The organism is Pseudomonas sp. LRF_L74 (assembly GCF_965644255.1).
Classification (GTDB): Bacteria; Pseudomonadota; Gammaproteobacteria; order Pseudomonadales; family Pseudomonadaceae; genus Aquipseudomonas.
The window spans coordinates 101,340-122,207 of the sequence record NZ_CBFFRH010000005.1 but is presented as its reverse complement, the minus strand read 5'-3'; the positions used below and the strand labels follow the sequence as shown (position 1 = coordinate 122,207).

General features: G+C 63.0%; 16 protein-coding genes. 9 read left to right on the top strand and 7 right to left on the bottom strand.

The window, feature by feature from the left end; genetic code table 11:
- The 7 genes from ACSZPK_RS14130 to tagH are packed head-to-tail and all read right to left on the bottom strand — an operon-like array spanning position 1 to position 9,603.
- Positions 1-729, bottom strand: coding sequence for a PP2C family protein-serine/threonine phosphatase (locus tag ACSZPK_RS14130; RefSeq protein ID WP_437882113.1), 729 nt, complete (start codon positions 727-729; stop codon positions 1-3).
- Positions 726-1,394: a type VI secretion system-associated protein TagF gene (gene tagF, locus ACSZPK_RS14125; RefSeq protein ID WP_437882112.1), complete on the bottom strand. Its 669-nt coding sequence runs from the start codon at positions 1,392-1,394 to the stop codon at positions 726-728. The genes ACSZPK_RS14130 and tagF overlap by 4 nt, the downstream gene beginning before the upstream one ends.
- A complete protein-coding gene (gene tssM / locus ACSZPK_RS14120; RefSeq protein ID WP_437882111.1) occupies positions 1,391-4,903 on the bottom strand; it encodes a type VI secretion system membrane subunit TssM in 3,513 nt (1,170 codons plus the stop codon). Before tssM ends, tagF begins: the two co-directional genes overlap by 4 nt.
- On the bottom strand, positions 4,900-6,255 hold the full coding sequence (locus ACSZPK_RS14115; RefSeq protein ID WP_437882110.1) for a DotU family type VI secretion system protein: 1,356 nt from the start codon (positions 6,253-6,255) through the stop codon (positions 4,900-4,902). Before ACSZPK_RS14115 ends, tssM begins: the two co-directional genes overlap by 4 nt.
- 6 nt (positions 6,256-6,261) lie before the next feature.
- Positions 6,262-7,596 (bottom strand): type VI secretion system baseplate subunit TssK, encoded by a 1,335-nt coding sequence (tssK, locus tag ACSZPK_RS14110; protein WP_437882109.1) that lies wholly within the window; start codon positions 7,594-7,596, stop codon positions 6,262-6,264.
- A 17-nt stretch (positions 7,597-7,613) separates the two neighbouring features.
- Positions 7,614-8,081, bottom strand: a complete 468-nt coding sequence (gene tssJ, locus ACSZPK_RS14105; protein ID WP_437882108.1) for a type VI secretion system lipoprotein TssJ — start codon at positions 8,079-8,081, stop codon at positions 7,614-7,616.
- Positions 8,082-8,127: 46 nt separating this feature from the next.
- Positions 8,128-9,603 carry a type VI secretion system-associated FHA domain protein TagH gene (gene tagH, locus ACSZPK_RS14100; protein WP_437882107.1) on the bottom strand — a complete coding sequence of 492 codons (1,476 nt, stop codon included), beginning with the start codon at positions 9,601-9,603 and terminating at the stop codon, positions 8,128-8,130.
- 375 nt (positions 9,604-9,978) lie between these two features.
- On the opposite strand from tagH, the gene tssA reads away from it, so the two are divergent.
- From tssA to tssH, 9 genes are all read left to right on the top strand, one after another.
- Positions 9,979-11,013 carry a type VI secretion system protein TssA gene (tssA, locus tag ACSZPK_RS14095; protein ID WP_437882106.1) on the top strand — a complete coding sequence of 345 codons (1,035 nt, stop codon included), beginning with the start codon at positions 9,979-9,981 and terminating at the stop codon, positions 11,011-11,013.
- A gap of 68 nt (positions 11,014-11,081) precedes the next feature.
- The gene (tssB, locus tag ACSZPK_RS14090) at positions 11,082-11,597 is read left to right on the top strand and encodes a type VI secretion system contractile sheath small subunit (protein ID WP_437882105.1); all 516 of its coding nucleotides are present in this window, start codon (positions 11,082-11,084) and stop codon (positions 11,595-11,597) included.
- A gap of 10 nt (positions 11,598-11,607) precedes the next feature.
- Positions 11,608-13,098 (top strand): type VI secretion system contractile sheath large subunit, encoded by a 1,491-nt coding sequence (gene tssC / locus ACSZPK_RS14085; RefSeq protein WP_437882103.1) that lies wholly within the window; start codon positions 11,608-11,610, stop codon positions 13,096-13,098.
- Positions 13,099-13,203: 105 nt separating this feature from the next.
- The gene (locus ACSZPK_RS14080) at positions 13,204-13,692 is read left to right on the top strand and encodes an Hcp family type VI secretion system effector (RefSeq protein ID WP_437882102.1); all 489 of its coding nucleotides are present in this window, start codon (positions 13,204-13,206) and stop codon (positions 13,690-13,692) included.
- Positions 13,693-13,899: 207 nt separating this feature from the next.
- Complete coding sequence (locus ACSZPK_RS14075) at positions 13,900-14,685, top strand: type VI secretion system accessory protein TagJ (RefSeq protein WP_437882100.1); 786 nt, start codon at positions 13,900-13,902, stop codon at positions 14,683-14,685.
- A complete protein-coding gene (gene tssE / locus ACSZPK_RS14070) occupies positions 14,682-15,203 on the top strand; it encodes a type VI secretion system baseplate subunit TssE (protein ID WP_437882099.1) in 522 nt (173 codons plus the stop codon). Before ACSZPK_RS14075 ends, tssE begins: the two co-directional genes overlap by 4 nt.
- Positions 15,200-17,059, top strand: a complete 1,860-nt coding sequence (gene tssF / locus ACSZPK_RS14065; RefSeq protein WP_437882098.1) for a type VI secretion system baseplate subunit TssF — start codon at positions 15,200-15,202, stop codon at positions 17,057-17,059. The genes tssE and tssF overlap by 4 nt, the downstream gene beginning before the upstream one ends.
- A complete protein-coding gene (tssG, locus tag ACSZPK_RS14060; protein ID WP_437882409.1) occupies positions 17,023-18,081 on the top strand; it encodes a type VI secretion system baseplate subunit TssG in 1,059 nt (352 codons plus the stop codon). Before tssF ends, tssG begins: the two co-directional genes overlap by 37 nt.
- Positions 18,074-20,767 carry a type VI secretion system ATPase TssH gene (gene tssH / locus ACSZPK_RS14055; RefSeq protein ID WP_437882097.1) on the top strand — a complete coding sequence of 898 codons (2,694 nt, stop codon included), beginning with the start codon at positions 18,074-18,076 and terminating at the stop codon, positions 20,765-20,767. The genes tssG and tssH overlap by 8 nt, the downstream gene beginning before the upstream one ends.
- Positions 20,768-20,868: the final 101 nt, after the last annotated feature.

Below are 20,868 nucleotides of genomic sequence, written 5' to 3'. Positions count from 1 at the left end.
CTAGGAAGCCTTGATGACAACTGCCGTAATGTTATCGGGCGCACCCCGGGTCAGGCCCAGGTGCACGAGACTGCGGACCACCTGGTAGGGGTCTTCGTGCGCCAGCACTGCTTGCAACTCATGGTCGTCGACGGTCTTGTTCAGGCCGTCACTGCACAACAGGAAACGGTCGCCGGGTTCGACGTCGAAACGCACGACATCGAGTTCCAGTTCGTCCTGCACCCCCACCGCACGGGTGACGATGTTCGATTTCGGATGGCTACGCGCCTGTTCTTCGTCCAGCAAACCGCTATCCACCAGTTCCTGGACATAACTGTGATCGCGGCTGAGCGGCTCCAGCCGCTCGCCACGCAAACGGTAGAGGCGACTGTCGCCGGCCCACAGGCAAATAGCCTCATTGCCTCGCGTCGCCAGCAAGACCAGCGTGCTGCCCATCATCGCTACACCGCGCTGGGCGCTTTCCTGGCGCACCGAGCCGTTCACATGGGCCAGCGCATCGCGCAATGTGGACTCGTAGGTCGCCAACAGGGCCGATGGCGGCAGGCCACGCAGGGTATCGACGATCAGGTTGCTGACGTAGTCGCCGCAGGCGTGTCCGCCCATTCCGTCGGCCACGACCCAAAGGCCATTGTCGGCGGCATCCAGGCAGGCGTCTTCATTGATCTGCCGTACCATGCCTACGTGGCTATGGGCTGCCGAGGTGTACTGTTTGATCGTCGACGGGCTCATGGCCTCTCCGCAAGCGAGCTGGGCTGTTCACCGATAAAAACGCTGAACGCATTGACGGGAGGCATACCCTGGAAGCGTACCAGCCCTGGCTCGACGTTCGCTGAGCCCTGCCCCCACCACAGGCTGCACCCCTCACAGGCCAGGCGGGCCAGGGCCTGGGCGCGCTCGGTCGAGCTGGCCGAAGCCATGCGGATACCTCCGCTTGCGGTCATCACGGGCGGCACCTTTGCAATCACCCGTGGACTGCCCAAGGTACTGACCTGTACCTCGAACGCCTCGAAATCGGCGCCCTCCTCCAACGTCGAAAGCAGCAGCGCCTCGACCCGCTCGAACCAGTCATCGCTACCTGTGGCGAGCACCGCGATATCGGTTTCGGCGGGCAGCGTCTGGACGATGGTCAACGGGTAGTAGCGGCCGACCCGATCGATGCTCGGCATCATCACCCCAACGGCCACTTCGGCCCCCAGCACGCCGGGGGCCAGGGCGAAACGCCAGAGCGGGCTGACCAGGTAGGCATCCAGCCAACGCTCGCCCAAGGCGTCCTGGCTGGCTGCAATACTCGCCGCCAGCCAACCATCCCAAGCCGCGATGAACTCAGGCGCCAGACCGCGATGGATGAAATCGCCGCGACTGGCCAACTTGCCGTAGAACCCTGGCGTACTCACAGGCGCTCCGGCAGGCTGAAACCGCTGACCACTTGGCTGCGGAATGGATTGAAGGCACTGCTCGCGCGCAGCTCGCTGGCAATGCTCGCGTTGTCGACGCGCATGCGCAGGGTGAAACGATCCGGCGCATTGCCTGGGGCCAGATCGGACTGGTCCAACAGCCTGAACCAGGCCCACGGCCCCTCCAGGGTCAGGCCGGAACGCCCCGTGGCTGACGGTGGCGAGATGCTCAGGCGCACCACGCCGCCACTATTGGCGCTTGGCCACTGCATCGACACCGGACGACTCGGGCCATGGTCATAGCTGAACTGCTGGCCATCGAGGTCGAGCTGGAATTGTTCGATGGCGGTGTCCATCGCCACGGCCTTGAGCTCGAAGCGCACCATCGGCTGGGTGTTGCCCGAACGGAAGTAGGCATCGCGGATGGCCGCCGCGCGCTGGAAGGTCTGCAGTACCCCGGAGCCGATACCCAGCTTTTCCGCCGCGCCGGGCTGCCAGCGCCAGTTGCTCGCCGAGGTGTCGACGTAAGGCTGAAGGTACTTGCGGAAGTAATTGTCCATCACCCCGCCATGACCGAAGAACTGCCCGAAATCGTCCAGCGTGGCATCGCGCACGCTACCGCGGTCGATGGGATAGCGTCCGGCCAGGGATTGCCGATAGACCGACACCACCTCGCTCATCCACGCCGCGTTCAGCTGATTGCGGATACCGCCCATCATTGTCCCGGTGGTCGCACCGACTACCGACTTCATCAAGCCCTGGACCAGCGGAGGTTGGCGCTGGGCACTGAGCTTGACCCGGTCAGCCGCCGCCGAAGCCTGGTTCTTGGCCTCGCCGAGCAGGGCATCGCCACTGGCCCCGCTCATGGCGTTGACTTGCACGTAGAGCGCGTCCAGGTCCTGCAGCAGCGAGTCGATGGCCGCCGGCTGCCCATCGGATGTCTCGACCAGGCTGTTGAGCTCGGCGAAGTGCGCACTGATCGGATCATCGCCGCTGGCGGCTGGCTGGACTACGGCCTCTTCCTGGCCGACCAGCGAGCCGAGCCTTTCCTTGAGTTTGTCGACGGTGTCGCTGCCCTGCTTTATCTTGCCGGCGGCCAGGCGCTCCTCTTTCTGCAGGTCGGTCTCCTTGGCGACGGCGACCAGCAGTTTCTTCAAGGGTGAGCTCGGACCGGACAACACGCGCAGCACGTCGGACGCCTGGGCCGTGCTGGTGATCGGCACGAAGTCGATATCGGCCAGCAAGGCGTCCCACTGACGCATGTAGTCCTGGATATACAAGCGGCGAATCTCCAGGGCCAGCCCGGCGGCATTCTGCTCGTCCGCCATGTCGCGACCGAGTATCCACTGCTCCTCCGCCAGCGCGCCGGCCTGGCTTACGCTGTTGGCCAGGAACACCTCGCGATAGCCGCGCTGGGTAAAGAAACCGCTGAGCGGGTCATTGAGCGGCTTGCCGCTCTTGCGCGTGAACACCAGCGCCGCATCCCTACCTGCGGCTTCGCTGAGGCGGAAATCGGGAATGCCGGCCGGCAGCTTCTGGCGCTTGACCCGGTCATAGGCGCGTTGAGCCACGGAGAGGCGCTGCAATTGACGGCGCACATCCTCCACCAGGCGTTCATCCAGGCGTACGAGCGGCGGCTGGCGATCGTAGAGCGCCATCAGGTGCTCGTTCAGCGCCTCCCGACGCTCCGGGGCGATATCACGCGGCAAGGTGCGATCCCAATCCAGAGCGATCCAGGCCTTGATGAAGTCCGCATCGTAGTGCTCCGCCTCGCCAAGCATCAGATAAGCCTTGAGACCTTCATAGAGGAAGTCGGAGTTGCCGCCACTGCGCAGTTGTTCCTCGATACGAGCCAGGACACGTGGCGCCATCACCGCGACCAGCAACTTGCGGTACACGCTTTGCGCCTCGGAGCCGAGCATGTCGCCCTGGTACAGGCCATAGCCCTCGGCCATCCCAGGGGCATCGCCGGAGACATTGCGAATCGCATTGAGCAGCGGCAGCACGGCCAACACGTCACGTTGAGCCGGGCTCAGGCCTTGCAGCTCACCACGCAGAGGCTTGACCCGGCCGTCGACCGCGGCGATGTACTCCTGATTGGCACGGAAGCTCAGTAGCCATAGGACCGATACCGCCACCACCAACACCACCGTGGCGGCGATGACGCCCCTGGCCAACCAGCGTTTCTGCCGCTCGATTTTCGGATTGGCGCCGACCAGCCCACGCTCGCCGAACACCACTTCGCGGAACAGGCGCTCGATGAAATAGCTGCGCCCAGTACCGGTCTGCCGCGCCAGGTTCTGCCGGTCCAGGTTCATGCTCTGCGCCATGGCGCCGATCAAGCGGTCGATCGGGCTGCCTTCCTGGGTTCCGCTGGTGAGGTAAACGCCACGCAACAGGACCCGCTCCTCGTACGGATTGGGCTTGAACACGCCATTGAGGAAGCTCGAGAGCGAATCCTTGAGCGCGGCGAACTGCTGCGGGAATCCATAGATCAGGTCGCGGCGAGAAGGATCACGCTCTTGCTGCAAGCGCTCGACCAGACGGTCGTTGAGACGCTGTTCCAGAGCATTGAACTCTGCCTCGAACGCCTGCAACGGCCCTTCGCTGCTCTTGCCATCGTCGAGGGCGAAGGTCATGCCCCAGACCTGGGCACGCTCCTCCTTGCTCAGGCCATCGAAGAACTCCATGAAACCCGGTACCAGGTCGAGCTTGGTCAGCATGACGTAGACCGGGAAGCGCACGCCCAACTGCGCGTACAGCTCCTGGACACGGGCCCGGATGGCGGCGGCATGGGCCTGGCGCTCGCTCTCGCTAGCGAGCAGCAGGTCCGACAGGCTGATGGCGATGAACGCGCCATCGATGGGACGCCGCGAACGCTGTTTTTTCAGTAGGTCGAGAAAGCCCAGCCAGGCGGCCTTGTCGACTGCGGCGTGACTGTCCTGGGTGGTATAGCGACCCGCCGTATCGAGCAGTACGGCTTCGTCGGCGAACCACCAATCGCAATTACGGGTGCCACCCACGCCGCGAACGGCGCCGGCGCCCATTTGCTCGGCCAACGGGAAACGCAGCCCGGAATTGACCAGGGCGGTGGTCTTGCCGGCGCCGGGCGGGCCGATGATCACATACCAGGGCAGCTCATAAAGGTTGCGTCGTTCGCTTCCACCCAGCTTGGCGCGTTTGAGCAGCGCCAGCGCTTCGTCCATGCGCTGTTTGAGCGTGGCCAGTTCCTCGCTGGTAGCGACCGTGGCGGCATCCGGGGCGACCTGAACCAGGCCTTGCATGACTTTTGCCGCGTTGCGCCGGGCCTGGATGATGCGCGCCACGCGCCAGCCTATCCACAGCAGGAAGATCAGGGCGATCAGCACCCAGCGCGCCGTTTCCGACGCCAGCGGTTCGAATTTGCCGATGGCGATCAGCGGACCGATGAACCAGATGACCAGGGCCAGGGCGATCAGGCCGATGACCGGCATTACCCAGCGGGCCATGAAACCGAAAAACGCCTTCACTCCACGCCCTCCGCAAATACTGTGATCTCGACCCGTCGGTTACGCGAACGGCCGTCGGCCGTATCGTTCGATGCCTTCGGTTCAGTGTCGCTACGGCCTTCGGCACGGAAGCGATTCGGCTGGCCGCTTTTCGCGATCAGCACATCCATGACCTGCTGCGCACGGTCCTGGGACAACTTCCAGTTGGAGGGATAACGCAGGGTGGCAATCGGGCGATTGTCGCTGTGCCCGGTCACCAGAACCTGGCCATTGACCTGGCGAATAGCGTCGGCGATGCGCAGCAGCAACGGCTGGAAGTCATCGGCAATCGACGCGCTGCCGGAAGCGAACAACTGGTCGCCGCGAATGGTGACCACGGAACGATCGGCCTTGTCCTCGACCGCGACTTTCTTGGCGCGGATGTCCTCGACCAGGAAACCGGCCAGGCGTGGGCGCTCGACGATCCTTGGCTGCTGCGCCGGGCGGTCGATGGTCTGCACCGGCACATCGCCCAGCGCATGCAGGTTACGGAACACCGGCTCGGCCTCGGCGGCCAGTTTCATGCGCAACCCGAATAGCAGTATCAGCAACAAGGCGAAACCGATGGCCAGCACCACCCAGGGCGGCAAGAACTGGCGCAGGCGATCCCGCGCTACGACCAGGCCGCGCCAATGCGGCGACAGCTCACGCTCGATTTCACCACGGCTACTGCGGATGGTCGCCGCGACACGCTCGCGCAACGCGTCGAGCTGGTGGCGGCCATCCTTCATCACCCGATAGCGCCCTTCCATGCCCAGGCTGATGCACAGGTACAGCAGTTCCATCAGGTTCAGGCGCTGACGCGGGTTCTGCATGCAGTGATCGAGCAGTTGGAACACCTTTTCGCCACCCCACGCCTCGTTGTGCAGGGTGATCAGCAGGCTCTGCTTGCTCCATTCGCTGCCACTGCCCCACGGCGTGCTCAGGACCGCCTCATCGACAGCCGTGCACAGCACATAACGCGCGAGCATCACCTCATCCTGGGGCACGCCGGCGGCCCGGGTCTTTTCCTCGAACTGGCGCAGATAGGCGAGCAACTGGGCGCGCAGGCTGGCGGGCATCGGGTGGGCGATGGTGTTGCGCAGCCGGGTGAGCAATGCGATGACCGGACCGGCGGCGGCCTCGATGGGATTCAGGCCCTGGGCCCGATGATTCAAGGGCGGGCTGGCGACCTGGGGCTGCGCGGGAGGCGGCGTTCCACCCGCTTGGCCACGCGGCGCGGCGGACTCGGCCGGGCGGCCACCGGGACGCGGCATGATCATGGTGCGGTCGTTGTTCGCGCCCCCCTGCCCATTGCTGCCAGGCGGACTGCCAAAAGGATCGTCGATGGTCATCGGGGATCAGCCTCGAATAGCCCAGAAGGCCAGGTTCAGGCCAGGGAACTGGCCAGCGATGTGGAAGGCGAAACCGCCGGAGTGGATCAACTGCTTCCAGTGATCGCTGCCACGGTCGAGTTCGAAGTAGTTGGAACCGGCGTGGTACGGCAATTGCCGTGGAGCCACGGGCAGCGGCAGCAGGCCGATGCCAGGCAGTTGCAGATTCACCAGATCACGGATGTGCTCGACCGAGCCGATCTTGGCCTGTTGTGGGAAGTGGCTGCGCAGGCTTTCGCCGGGAACGTCCGCTCGGACCACCAGGATGAAGCTGGAATTGTCGAGCAGCGACTTGTCCGCCAGCATGGCCACATGCACGCCGTAGGCTTTCTCGATGATGGGGATCGAGATGGCGCGGCTGTCGATCACCATCGACAAGGCCTGGCGTAGAGCCAGCATCACCGGGGCGAAGGTCGCGGCCAGGTCGTCGTGCACATAAGCCGGGTATTCCCCCGGACGTCGCTCGCTGGATGTGAAGGTCGAGAACTCACCGGCGAGTGCCACCAGCTCCCGATAGAACGACTCGGGGTGCAAGGGCGCGATCCGGCTCAGATGAGCCACCAATGGCTGGGCCCTGTTGACCAGTTGCAGCAGCAAGAAGTCAGCGATTTCCGAAGCGCCGCCGGCACCGGACGCGACCACGCGCCCCGCCAGGGCCTCGCCACGCTGGTGCAACAGGCCCAGCAATTCGCTGCGGAACGCCGACAGCGGCCGCGATACCGATACATCGAACAACGGTGGAATGTAGCTTTCGTCCACCACCAGGGCGCGATCCTCGCGTTTCTCCTGGACCCGCACCACGCCAACCGCCGCATACTCGTCGAGCCCGTCGCGTTCGGTCACCAAGCGTAGCGCCAGTGAGGCGATGGCGACCGGTGCACGGCTTTCCAGCAACGCATTGTCATCGCGCACGTCGCTGACCTGACTCTTGTAACGGGCGGCGCCCAGCGCCTCACCTTCGTCGACCGTGTCGCGAATGCCTGGGCGACTCAGCGGCAGTGCCAGGTAGATGATGCCGTCGCGTAGCGTTTCCTCGACATTGAGAGGTGCTGGAGCGGGGTCATCGGCTGGAATGTTGAAGGGGGTGCCATCAGGCAGCACGCCTCTGGCGGCGACGATGGCCACCTTGCCCTGGCTCAGCAATGCGCTATCGACCTGCAACTCGGAAAAGCCCCAGTCCCCCGCCTGCGTGGCATGGCTGCGCCCCTCGACCAGGGTTTCGATGTAACGCCCCTGCTGCTGGAAATGCTGAGGTCGCAGGAACATGCCTTCCGACCAGACGACACGGTTATTCCAAGACATTCAATCTCTCCAGGGCGTTAAGGCGTGGTGACCGGCCGCACGCTTACCGCGTAAGGCGCCAGTTTCAGGTTCCATGAGGTGGCCTGGTGGGCAGGAATCTCGATCAGTTGCCGCCAGGCAGAACGGTCCAGAGAGCGATACGCGACCACCACGCCGATGTAGCGCACGCCATCGGCTGGCTCCAGTACGCGGACCAGGCGCTCACCGGGCTTGACCACGAACTGATCGTGATCGACCAGATCGGCGGCCAGCGTTGCCTGGCCCTTTTCGACCAAGGAAAAGAAGTCCGCGCGGGAAAATCCGGCGCTGCCTCGCAATTGGTAGACATGAACCCAGGCGGGAGCCCCGCTGCCATCAGGCGCCGGATTGAGCCCGGGCTCCGCCTCGATACTCAGGGTCGCCTGCGTCGGTGGTGGCGCCTTGGGCCCGTCGGAGGCGCAGGCGGCGAGCAGTGACAGGGCGATCAACAGCATGATCCTTGGCATAACAGTACTTCCTCGAATTCCAAACGATGCCTGCGATGAAACGCCTTCAGCGCCCACGCAATCGTGCGATGTGTTCCTCATAGGCTCGACCGAACTCACGCCCGAACAGATCCTGGAAATCGTCCTCCGCCTCCCGCGAAATAGTCGCGAACAGTTCAGTGAACAGCTCCCAATACTGGGCCTGGCGAGCACTCGGCAACAGTGCCGCCAAGCCTGACGGTTTGCTAAGACGCGCCTCCAGCACAGAAGGTTCGAAGCGCCTGAGCAAATGCTTGATCGCACCTTGTACGCCCGCCATGACCGCCAGTTGGTGGGCACGCAAGTCATCGAAGCCTTCCGCCACGGCCTGGTCCGGCGCCATGAAGGCGCGGTTGTCATGGCGCAACAGCAGCAGCAGTGCCTCATCGACGTTCGGTGCGAACTTCAGCGGGTTGTTCTCGACTGGCTGGATGGTGGTCTGTGCCATGCGGAACTCGCCCTTCAGGCTGGCCCTGGCACGCAGTACATCGATCAGCCCCTCGACCATCAGTCGGTAGCTTCGCCCCACGGTTTCCATCTGGGCGACGACGGCCTCGCGATCCAGACGCAGATGCGCGAGACCGGCGCCACGCAGGAAGGCTTCGAGCAACTCGCCCTCCGCGCCGGTACCCGTTGCCGCTGCTGGTCGCGCGACCTGAGGTGGTGCAACGGCTGGCACGGCCTCAGGAGCGGGGAACGTCGCCACGATTTCGACTTGCTCGATATCGAAGTCCAGCGAGTCGGCCACGCCAAGGTCGAACGACGGCAGCGACTCAGCCGGTGGTACGGGAGCCGCCGGGGGGACTGGCACGGCGACGGGCTGCACAGGTGCTGCAAGATCAGCGAAGGGGTCCCAGTCGTCTGGGATCGCATTGGCCGGCTGCGAGCTCTGCGGCACAGCCTCCTGAACGGGGTTCGCCCGAGGCGTCAGTGGCTGCGGCGGACGGAAGTCGTGCCGCTCTGCGGGGAGATGATCAGGAATGGCTGCCGGAGTGGAGGCCGGCGCGGCAAGAAAGTCGAACAGGTCGGGCTTGGTATCGAAAGGCGAGCCGGACTGGAAATGTGCCGCGCTTGGAATCGAGGCAATGGCTGCCCCCGGGTTTGCCTGCCGGGCCATCAGCGCATCGAAATCGCTGAACGGATCAGGCGTGCCGCTGGGCACGCCCATCGGTACGCCTGCGCTGACGGTGATCTGCACGAGGATGTCGTACTCGCCGAGCTTGAGCACCTCGCCATCGCTGAGGGGTTCGCTGTTGCCACGTCGCAAGCGCAAGCCGGAGCGTTCCATGATGATGCCGTTGGTGCTGGTGTCCGTGACGTAATAAGTCCCGTCGCGAAACTGCACGATGCAATGCTGGCTGGACACCAGTCGCCCCGGATCGGGAAGCACCCAATCGTTGTCCGGCCCACGCCCGATGCTCAATTCCCCACGATCAAGCTCGATCTCCGGGCGCTGCCCGGGAGTGAGCTTATGGTAGGTGGTGATGACGAGACGCAGCGGCATGGGTCATGTCTTCCTTGTTCGAGGCCTGTGAGGTAAATCCTTGTCACAGTAAGGATTTCTTAGCTCCAGAGCAAAACGCACTATCCTTTCTCGTCTGTCGCCGCCATTCAATATGTGTACGCGATTATTTTGAACGATCTCAAAATCCTTACAAAAGATACGCGACAGAATGTTCCTTGCGACGCATTATCGCCACCCATGTGCCGTATTGACAATTTTTGGACGCAGCTCCAAGAATGTCGCGGTTGTGTACTCCGAGCCGTCAGAAATGTGACACACGAAACGTAACCCTGGATGCGTCCATGGGCGGATGTACGTTTCCGGCCTCTCACGCACACAGTTATCTCATCAGGCCCTACAGGGAGAGTGCCAAGCGTGCTTGACGTGTCCATTCTGCTCAACGCTGTATCCGACGATGCCCCTTGTGGCGAAGATCTCGAATACGACGCGGACTACCTTGAGCTTGAACGATTGGCTCAAGGCCAGCCAGAACGCCAGATGGGCGACTCCGTGCTGCCTGCCGAGGCGCCGGACTGGCGTGATGTGCGCCAGCGCGCAATCGATCTTTTCAGCCGCAGCAAGGACCTGCGCCTGGCCAATCTTTTCTTGCAAAGTCATGCCGCGCTGGAAGGTTTTTTCGGCCTGGCCAGCGCACTGGAACTGGTCCGTGATCTGCTCGCGCAATATTGGGACGGCCTTTATCCGTTGCTCGATGCCGACGACGATAACGACCCGACTTTCCGTATCAATGCCCTGAGCGGCCTCGGTGCCGAAACAGTCATTCTTCCTCTGCGCGATGCCTGCCTGGTGCGTTCGCGTGCGTTTGGCCCGATCAGCCTCAAGGCCGCACTCAATGCCACTGATTTGCAGCGCTTCCCCAGCGAGAGCCTGTCCTTGGAGCAACTGCGCGGTGCCTTCCTCGACGCCGACAAGGAGTCGCTGGAACAGAGCCGCCAAGCCCTGCAGCAGGCCAGAAGCCATATAGCCGAGATCGAGGACATCCTCTCCAGCCAAGTCGGCTCTGCGCGCAGCGTCGATCTGGAAGCGCTCAAGCAACTGCTGCGTCACGCCGTGAACATCTTTTCCGAACATGCTCCCGGCGCTGGCGATAGCCAAGACCATGAACTGCACGACGTTCAAGACGATGCTTCGACCGATGCCGGCGGGAACATTGATACGCGCAAGAGCGTCCAAGCGCCCAGCGGCAAGATCGCCAGTCGCGAAGACGTAACGCGAAATCTCGACAAGTTGCTTGAATACTATGCGCAGTTCGAACCTTCCAGCCCGGTGCCGGTCCTTCTCACCCGAGCCAAGAAGCTGGTCAACGCCGACTTCGCCGAGATAGTGCGCAACTTGATCCCCGACGGCACCTCGCAGTACGAGAACCTGCGTGGCCCCGATTACGATTGAAAGCGCCGCCAGCGATGCTGGCCGTTTAAGGAAATGAGCGGCACCTGCAGCCGCACAGGAGGAGCGACATGAGCAACACCAGCAGCCAGAAATTCATCGCACGCAATCGAGCGCCGCGCGTACAGATCGAGTACGACGTAGAGCTTTACGGCGCCGAGAAGAAGGTGCAGTTGCCCTTCGTCATGGGCGTCATGGCCGACCTCGCGGGCAAACCGGCAGAGCCGTTGGCAGCAGTCGCCGATCGCAAGTTCCTGGAAATCGACGTCGATAACTTCGACTCGCGCCTCAAGGCCATGAAACCGCGTGTCGCCTTCAACGTGCCCAACGCCCTGACCGGCGAAGGCAACCTGAGCCTGGACATCACCTTCGAGAGCATGGATGACTTCAGCCCCGCGGCCATCGCCCGCAAGGTCGACTCCCTCAATCAGTTGCTCGAGGCACGCACCCAGCTCGCCAACCTGCTGACCTACATGGACGGCAAGACCGGTGCGGAGGAACTGATCATCAAGGCGATCAAGGACCCTGCCCTGCTCCAGGCACTGGCCAGCGCGCCAAAACCGACCGACAACGAGCCGCAGGCCTGAGGACGCATAGATGAGTGAATTGATCAAGGCGTCCGCCGCGGCGGGCACCACCGAACAGACCAGCGAATTCGCCTCGTTGCTGCTGCAGGAGTTCAAGCCCAAGACCGATCGCGCCCGCGAGGCGGTGGAAACGGCGGTACGCACGCTGGCCGAGCAAGCACTGGCCAAGACCGACCTGATCTCCGACGACGCGATCAAGTCCATCGAGTCGATCATCGCCGCCATCGACAGCAAGCTGACCGCGCAGATCAACCTGATCATGCACCACGCGGACTTCCAGCAACTGGAAAGCGCGTGGCGCGGCCTGCACTACCTCGTCAACAACACCGAGACCGACGAGCAACTGAAGATTCGCGTGCTGAACATCTCCAAGGGCGAGTTGCACAAGACCCTGAAGAAGTTCAAAGGCACCTCCTGGGACCAGAGCCCGGTGTTCAAGAAACTGTACGAGGAAGAATACGGCCAGTTCGGCGGCGAGCCCTATGGCTGCCTGGTGGGCGACTACTACTTCGACCAGTCGCCGCCAGACGTCGAGCTGTTGGGCGAGATCGCCAAGGTTTCCGCGGCCATGCACGCACCGTTCATTTCCGCGGCGTCGCCGACGGTCATGGGCATGGGTTCCTGGCAGGAATTGTCCAACCCGCGCGATCTGACCAAGATCTTCACCACCCCCGAGTACGCTGGCTGGCGTTCGCTGCGTGATTCCGAAGACTCGCGTTATATCGGCCTGACCATGCCGCGCTTCCTGGCTCGCCAACCTTACGGGGCGAAGACCGATCCGGTAGAAGAGTTCGCCTTCGAAGAAGAGACCACCGGCGCCGACAGCAGTAAGTACACCTGGGCCAACTCGGCCTACGCCATGGCCGTCAACATCAACCGTTCGTTCAAGCTCTATGGCTGGTGCTCGCGCATCCGTGGTGTCGAGTCTGGCGGCGAGGTGCCGAATCTTCCGGCCCACACCTTCCCCACCGACGACGGTGGCGTGGACATGAAGTGCCCGACCGAGATCGCGATTTCCGATCGCCGCGAGGCCGAGCTGGCGAAGAACGGCTTCATGCCGCTGCTGCACAAGAAGAACACCGACCTGGCTGCCTTCATCGGCGCCCAGTCGCTGCACAAACCGGCCGAATACGACGACCCGGACGCTACCGCCAATGCCAACCTGGCGGCGCGCTTGCCGTACCTGTTCGCCACTTGCCGCTTCGCGCACTACCTCAAGTGCATCGTTCGCGACAAGATCGGCTCCTTCAAGGAGCGCGATGAAATGCAGCGCTGGCTGCAAGACTGGATTCTCAACTACGTGGACGGTGATCCCGCGCACTCCACTGAAACCACCAAGGCCCAGCACCCGCTGGCCGCTGCCGAAGTCGTGGTCGAGGAAATCGAGGGCAACCCGGGCTACTACAGCTCGAAGTTCTACCTGCGCCCGCACTACCAGCTCGAAGGGCTGACCGTTTCCCTGCGTCTGGTTTCCAAACTGCCGTCAGCCAAGAGTGCTTGAGCCGGCGCAAGGCAAACGCAGTAGCACGTTATGACAAACACCCCACCCTCGATAGAGGGTGGGCATGGATATAAGTCAGTGGCAAAAGCCACGAAAGGAGGAATCATGGCTGTTGATATGTTCATCAAGATCGGCGACGTCAAGGGCGAGTCCAAGGACAAGACCCACGCGGATGAAATCGACGTTCTGGCGTGGAGCTGGGGCATGAGCCAGTCTGGCTCCATGCACGTCGGCGGCGGCGGCGGTGCGGGCAAAGTCAATATTCAAGACCTGTCGCTCACCAAGTACGTGGACAAATCATCTCCGAACCTGATGATGGCCTGCTCCAGCGGCAAGCACTTCCCGGAAGCCAAGCTGACCATCCGCAAGGCAGGCGGCGACTCTCAGGTGGAATACCTGATCATCACCCTCAAGGAAGTACTGGTGTCCTCGCTCAGTACCGGCGGTAGCGGTGGCGAAGATCGCCTGACCGAAAACGTCACCCTGAACTTCGCCCAGGTACTGGTCGACTACCAGCCGCAGAAAGCCGATGGCGCCAAAGATGGCGGCCCGGTCAAGTACGGCTGGAACATCCGCCAGAACGTCAAGGTGTAATACCCCGCCACGGGCCTGCTTCATGCGGGCCCGTCGCTTTGTCTCGTTACCGCTCACACAGGTTTTCACGAACAGGAACCGCTATTCGCGGTACCCGTTGGGCACGCAATCACTGGCGTGCCATACCGGCCAATCGCATGCCTCATGCATGGACCGAGCACGGCAGCTTTTCGCGACTGGAAACCCTATTGCCCAAAGGGATGACACATGACTGCCGAGGAACTGCTACATGAAGGCCGCCTGGACGATGCTCTCAAGGCATTGCAGGACCAGGTCCGCAAGCAACCCTCCAACGCCGACCTGCGCGTTTTCCTTTTTCAGCTACTGGCCGTGATGGGCCAGTGGAGCCGCGCCCAGAACCAGCTCAAGGTGGCTGGCGAACTGAGCCCCGCCTGCCTGCCCATGGTGCAGACCTACGACACCGCGCTGAACTGCGAAGCGCTGCGCGAAGGGGTTTTCGCGGGCAAGATCACGCCAGTGGTCCTGGGCGAGCCGGCCGACTGGGTCGCCCCGTTGATCCTCGCCCTCGAACAGGATGCCCAAGGCAACGCCGAGGCCGCGCAAACGCTGCGTGACCAGGCCTTGGCGGCAGCGCCCGCCAGACCGGGCACGCTCAACGGCGAGGCGTTCGCCTGGCTGGGCGATGCCGATCCACGCCTGGGTCCGATTCTCGAACTGATCGTCAACGGCCGCTATGTCTGGCTGCCGCTGCACAACGTCGAGCGAATCGCCATCGAGGCGCCAAGCGACCTGCGCGACCTGATCTGGCTACCAGTGGAAATCACCCTGGCCAATGGCGGCGCCACCGTCGGCCTGATACCCAGCCGTTATCCCGGCACGCACCTGCTCGCCGACGACGCGGCACGGCTGGCCCGCAAGACCGACTGGAACGAAAATGGTCTGCCATTCGGACAACGCCTGTTCGCTCACGACCAGGGTGACGCGGCGCTGTTCGATGTACGCGAACTGGTCTTCGATGCTGGAGCCGAATGACGGTGGCCGACCTCAAGCTTCAGGAGCGCCTGCAACCATCGCTGCTCGACCGCCTGACCGACGACGATCCGACCAACCCTGCCGAAGGGGCGGACAAGCGCGTCCTTTCCCTGCCGCAGTTGCGCAAGTCAGTGCTGCGTGACATGGCCTGGCTGTTCAACACCATCGCCCCATTGGATACGGATGATGCCGCCTACGAAGCGGCAGGCAGCTCGGTGGTCAACTTCGGCCTGCCGCCATTGGCAGGGCACAGTGCGTCCAGTATCGATGTGCCTGCCGTCGAGCAACTGCTGGCCAAGGCCATTGCCGACTTCGAGCCGCGCATCATTCGCTCGTCGTTGCGCGTGCGCGCACTGCTCGACGGCGACGAGATGAGCCACAACTCCCTCAGCTTCGATATCGAGGGCGATCTCTGGGCCCAGCCTCTGCCGCTGCGCCTGTTACTGACCACCGAGCTCGACCTGGAAACCGGCCACGTCCAGGTACTTCCCGCCGAGCAGGCCAGGAGGCGACGTTGAATCCACGGCTGCTCGGCTACTACAACCAGGAACTGCAACACATCCGCGAGAGCGCGGAGGAATTCGCTCGCGAGTTTCCCAAGATCGCCAGCCGCCTGACCCTGTCTGGCATCGACTGTGCCGATCCCTACGTGGAGCGGCTGCTCGAGGGCTTTGCCTACCTCACCGCCCGGGTTCAACTGAAGCTCGATGCCGAATACCCGACCTTCACCCAGAATCTTCTGGAAATCGCTTACCCGCATTACCTCGCGCCTACCCCATCGATGACCGTGGTCCAGCTCTGCCCCGACCCGAACGAAGGCTCACTGGCCAATGGCTTCACCCTTGCCCGGGGCGCTGCGTTACGTGGCCAGCTCGGCACGGAAGCGCAAACGGCCTGCGAATATCGCACCTCGCAGGAAGTGACTCTGTGGCCCCTGGAGGTCACCAAGGCTGACTACTTCGGCAACCCTGCGGCAGTGCTGGGCCGCCTGGCCAGCTCCGAGCCAAGTGCCAAGGCTGGCCTGACCCTGCGCCTCAGAACCGGAGCCGGCCTGCCTCTCAACAGCCTGCAACTCGACAGCCTGCCATTCTTCCTCCACGGACCGGACGAGCAGCCGTTCAAGCTATACGAGCAGTTGATGGCAAACGTCTCTGCGGTGTTCGCCCGCGCGCCCGATGGCAGTTGGGTCGAGCGACTGCCGCCGGACGCCTTGCGGCCTCGTGGTTTCGACGACAACGATGCCGTACTGCCCGTGGTGCCTCGTGCCTTCCAGGGATATCGCCTGCTGCAGGAATATTTCGCCCTGCCCAACCGCTTCCTGTTCGTCGAGCTGAGCGGCCTGCGCAGCGCAGTGCAACGCAGCAGCGGCCAGGAAATCGAGATCGTGGTGCTGTTCAAACGCCTGGAAAACACCCTGGAACGCAGCATCGGCAGCGAGCAGTTCAAATTGTTCTGCACCCCGGCGATCAACCTGTTTCCAAGGCGTACCGACCGCATTCACCTGAGCGACCGGGTGCATGAGCACCATGTGATCGCCGACCGCACCCGTCCACAGGACTTCGAAATTCATTCGCTGACCGAAATGACCGGCCATGGCAGTGGTCCCGAGCAGTCTTTCCAGCCGTTCTATGCGGTTCGCGATCCATCGCGTTACGGGCATGAGCGGGCCTGGTACACCGTGCGTCGCGAACCGCGCGTGTTGTCCAGCAATCAGCGACGCAACGGGCCACGCTCCACCTATATCGGCAGCGAAACCTTCGTCTCACTGGTGGACGCCAACCAGGCACCTTATCGCCATGACCTGCGCCAGTTGGGCGTCGCCGCGCTGTGCACCAATCGCGACCTGCCCCTGTTCATGCCGGTCGGCAGCGGACGCAGCGACTTCACCCTGGAAGACAGTGCGCCGATCCAGGCGGTGCGCTGCCTGGCTGGCCCGAGCCGCCCCCGGGCCAGCCGAGCCCATGACGCCAGTGCCTGGAGGCTGATCAGCCAACTGTCGCTGAACTACCTGTCGCTCACCGACCAGGGCCAGGGGGCCGCCGCGCTACGTGAACTGATGCGGCTTTATGGCGATGCCACCGACTCGGGCCTGCAGATGCAGATCGACGGCCTGCGCCAGGTAACCAGCAAACCCTGTACGCGTCGCCTGCCGATGCCAGGGCCTATCGTGTTCGGTCGCGGGCTGGAAATCGGTATCGAGTTCGATGAAAACGCCTTCCGTGGTACCGGGGTATTCGTGCTCGGAGCGGTACTCGAACGCTTCCTGACCCGCTACGTATCGATCAACAGTTTCACCGAAACCACGTTACGCACCACCGAACGTGGCGAGGTCATGCGCTGGAGGGCCAAGCCGGGATGTCGTCCGACACTCTGAATGCCATGACCAGCGCGCCCTGGGAGTACGACTTCTTCCAGGCCTTGCGCCGTATCGAGTCCGAATCGCCCGAATACCCTCGGCTGGGCCACTCTCTGCGCCTGGTGGATGACCCGTTGCGCCTGGGCCAGCAGCCTGACTGCGGTTTCGCGCCTTCGACCCTGGCCAGCGTGGTGCACGCTGCCAGCGTGCCGCGTGTCGAGCAGTTTTTCTTCGGCCTTACCGGTCCCAATGGCCCGCTGCCGCTGCACCTGACCGAATATGCGCGTGAGCGCCAGCGCAACCATGGCGACGCGACCTTCAAACGCTTTCTCGATATATTCAATCATCGCCTGCTGACGCTGTTCTATCGTGCCTGGGCCGAAGCACGCCCGACCGTCAGCCAGGATCGACCGGACGACGACTTCTGGTCGCACCGCCTGGGCGCCCTCTCCGGCCGTGGCATGCAAAGCCTGATGGGACAAGGGCCGATTGATAACGGGGCACGCTATCACTTCACCGGCCACCTTTCCGCGCCGACCCGTTATCCGGACGGACTGTGCGCAATCCTGGGCGATTATTTCGGTGTCCCCGTCCAACTGGAGGAATATGTCGGCCAGTGGTTGCAGTTGCCGGAATGCAGCCGCCTTGGCATTACAGCGACCACCCTGGGCAGCGATCTATGCCTGGGTACTCACGTGTGGGACCGCCAGCACAAGTTCCGCCTACGTATCGGCCCATTGAGCCTTGACCAGTACCGGCGCTTCCTGCCAGGCGGCAAACTGTTTCTTGAGTTGCAGGCTTGGGTCAGGGAATACCTGGGAGATGAACTGGACTGGGATGCGAACCTGGTCCTGAAACAACCTGAAGTGCCCACGGCCTCGCTCACCGGCGAATGCCGCCTCGGCTTCGACATGTGGCTCGACCCGCCCAGGGAAGACGCCGCCGACCTGCTACTCGCACCAGCCAGTGCAAGCGCACAGCAGGCCGCCAATCAATCACACGGCAGTAATTTCGATATCAATGGAGAGCGACATGAGTGAAATCAGCCGCGCGGCGCTGTTCGGCAAACTGAACAGCCTCGCCTACAAGGCCATCGAAGCGGCCACCGTATTCTGCAAGCTGCGTGGCAATCCTTATGTCGAACTGACCCATTGGCTGCACCAGATCCTGCAATTGCAGGACTCGGACCTGCATCAGATCATCCGCCAGTTCAACATCGAGCCGGCGCGTCTGGCCAAGGACATTACCGAAGCCCTGGATCGCCTGCCTCGTGGCTCTACCTCGATCACCGACCTGTCTTCCCACGTCGAAGAAGCCGTCGAGCGCGCCTGGGTCTACGGCAGCCTGATGTTCGGCGAAAACCAGGTACGTACTGGCTACCTGGTCGTCGGTATCCTCAAGACCCCGGGCCTGCGCAACTCGCTGCTGGCGATCTCCCGCGAGTTCGACAAGATCAAGGTCGAGACCTTGACCGAGCGCTTCGACGAGATCGTCGGCAACTCGCCGGAAAACGCCCTGGCGCCAACCGACGGTTTCAATGCGGGCGCTGCCCCCGGCGAAGCCAGCGGTGCCATGGCACCTAGCGCGATGGGCAAACAGGAAGCCCTCAAGCGTTTCACCGTCGACCTCACCGAACAGGCCCGCAGCGGCAAGCTGGACCCTATCGTTGGCCGTGACGACGAGATTCGCCAGTTGGTCGATATCCTCATGCGCCGCCGGCAGAACAACCCGATCCTTACCGGCGAAGCCGGCGTTGGCAAGACCGCGGTGGTCGAAGGGTTCGCCCTGCGTATCGTCGCCGGCGACGTACCGCCGAGCTTGCGTGACGTCGAGTTGCGCGCCCTGGATGTCGGCCTGTTGCAGGCCGGTGCCAGCATGAAAGGCGAATTCGAGCAGCGCCTGCGCCAGGTCATCGAGGACGTACAAAGCTCGGCCAAGCCGATCATCCTGTTCATCGACGAAGCCCACACCCTGGTCGGCGCGGGGGGCGCAGCCGGCACCGGCGACGCGGCCAACCTGCTCAAACCCGCCCTCGCCCGTGGCAGCCTGCGTACGGTCGCGGCCACCACCTGGGCCGAGTACAAGAAGCACATCGAAAAAGACCCCGCCCTGACCCGGCGTTTCCAGGTCGTACAGGTCGACGAACCGTCGGAGCATCGCGCGATCCTGATGATGCGCGGTGTTGCCTCGACCATGGAAAAGCACCACCAGGTGCAGATCCTCGACGAGGCGCTGGAAGCTTCGGTCAAGCTCTCGCATCGTTACATCCCTGCCCGCCAGTTGCCCGACAAATCCGTGAGCCTGCTGGACACCGCCTGCGCCCGCGTCGCCATCAGCCTGCATGCTGTGCCGGCCGAGGTCGACGACAGTCGCCGGCGTATCGAGGCACTGGAAACCGAGCTGGCGATCATCGGCCGTGAAGAAGCCATCGGCGTAGTCATCGGCAATCGCCGCGACGATACCCAGGCGGCGCTCGTAGAAGAACGTGCTCGCCTGACCGAGCTAGAGACTCGCTGGAGCGAAGAAAAGTCGCTGGTCGATGAATTGCTCACTACCCGTGCCAGCCTGCGCGCGGCGGCCGAGCCTGTCGATGAAACCAGCGACGAAGCTGGCGCGGCCCGCCTGAGCGAAGAGGAGCACGCCGCCCTGCGCGGCAAACTCGCCGACCTGCAACAGCGCCTGAATACCCTGCAAGGCGAGAATCCATTGATCCTGCCCACGGTCGACTACCAGGCGGTCGCCTCGGTGGTCGCCGACTGGACAGGCATTCCGGTCGGACGCATGGCCCGCAACGAAATCGAGACCGTGCTCAAGCTGGACCAACACCTGAAAAAACGCATCATCGGCCAGGATCATGCCCTGGAGATGATCGCCAAGCGCATCCAGACTTCACGTGCCGGCCTCGACAACCCGAGCAAGCCTATCGGCGTATTCATGCTCGCCGGCACCTCTGGCGTGGGCAAGACCGAAACCGCCCTGGCGCTGGCTGAAGCCATGTACGGCGGCGAGCAGAACGTCATCACCATCAACATGAGCGAGTTCCAGGAAGCGCACACCGTCTCCACCCTCAAAGGCGCCCCGCCCGGCTACATCGGCTACGGCGAAGGCGGTGTCCTGACCGAAGCAGTGCGTCGTAAACCCTACAGCGTGGTACTGCTCGACGAGGTGGAAAAAGCCCACCCGGACGTCCACGAAGTGTTCTTCCAGGTCTTCGACAAGGGCGTGATGGAAGACGGCGAAGGCCGGGTCATCGACTTCAAGAACACCCTGATCCTGCTCACCACCAACGCCGGCACCGATCTCATCGCCGGTCTGTGCAGCGACCCCGACCTGATGCCGGAGCCTGAAGGCATCGCCAAGGCGCTGCGTGACCCGCTGCTGAAGATCTTCCCTCCGGCACTGCTGGGACGCCTGGTAACCATCCCCTATTACCCGCTCTCGGATGACATGCTCAAGAGCATCACCGTCTTGCAGTTGGAGCGCATCAAGAAGCGCGTGGAAAGCACCCGCAAGGTGCCATTCAACTACAACCAGGCGGTGGTCGACCTGGTAGTGTCTCGCTGCACCGAGACCGAAAGCGGCGGTCGCCAGATCGATGCGATCCTGACCAACGGTATGCTGCCTGACCTCAGTCGTGAATTCCTCGGGCGCATGCTCGAAGGCCGCGAGATCAAGCAGGTCACCGTAAGCGTGGATAACGGCGAATTCGCCTACAGCTTCGACTGAAGCCTCAAGGATGTCTGGCGACTGGCCGCCACCAGTCGCTGGTCATATTCAAAGCCCTGTAGGTACATGATCTACAGGGCTTTTTGTTTACTGGATCGCTT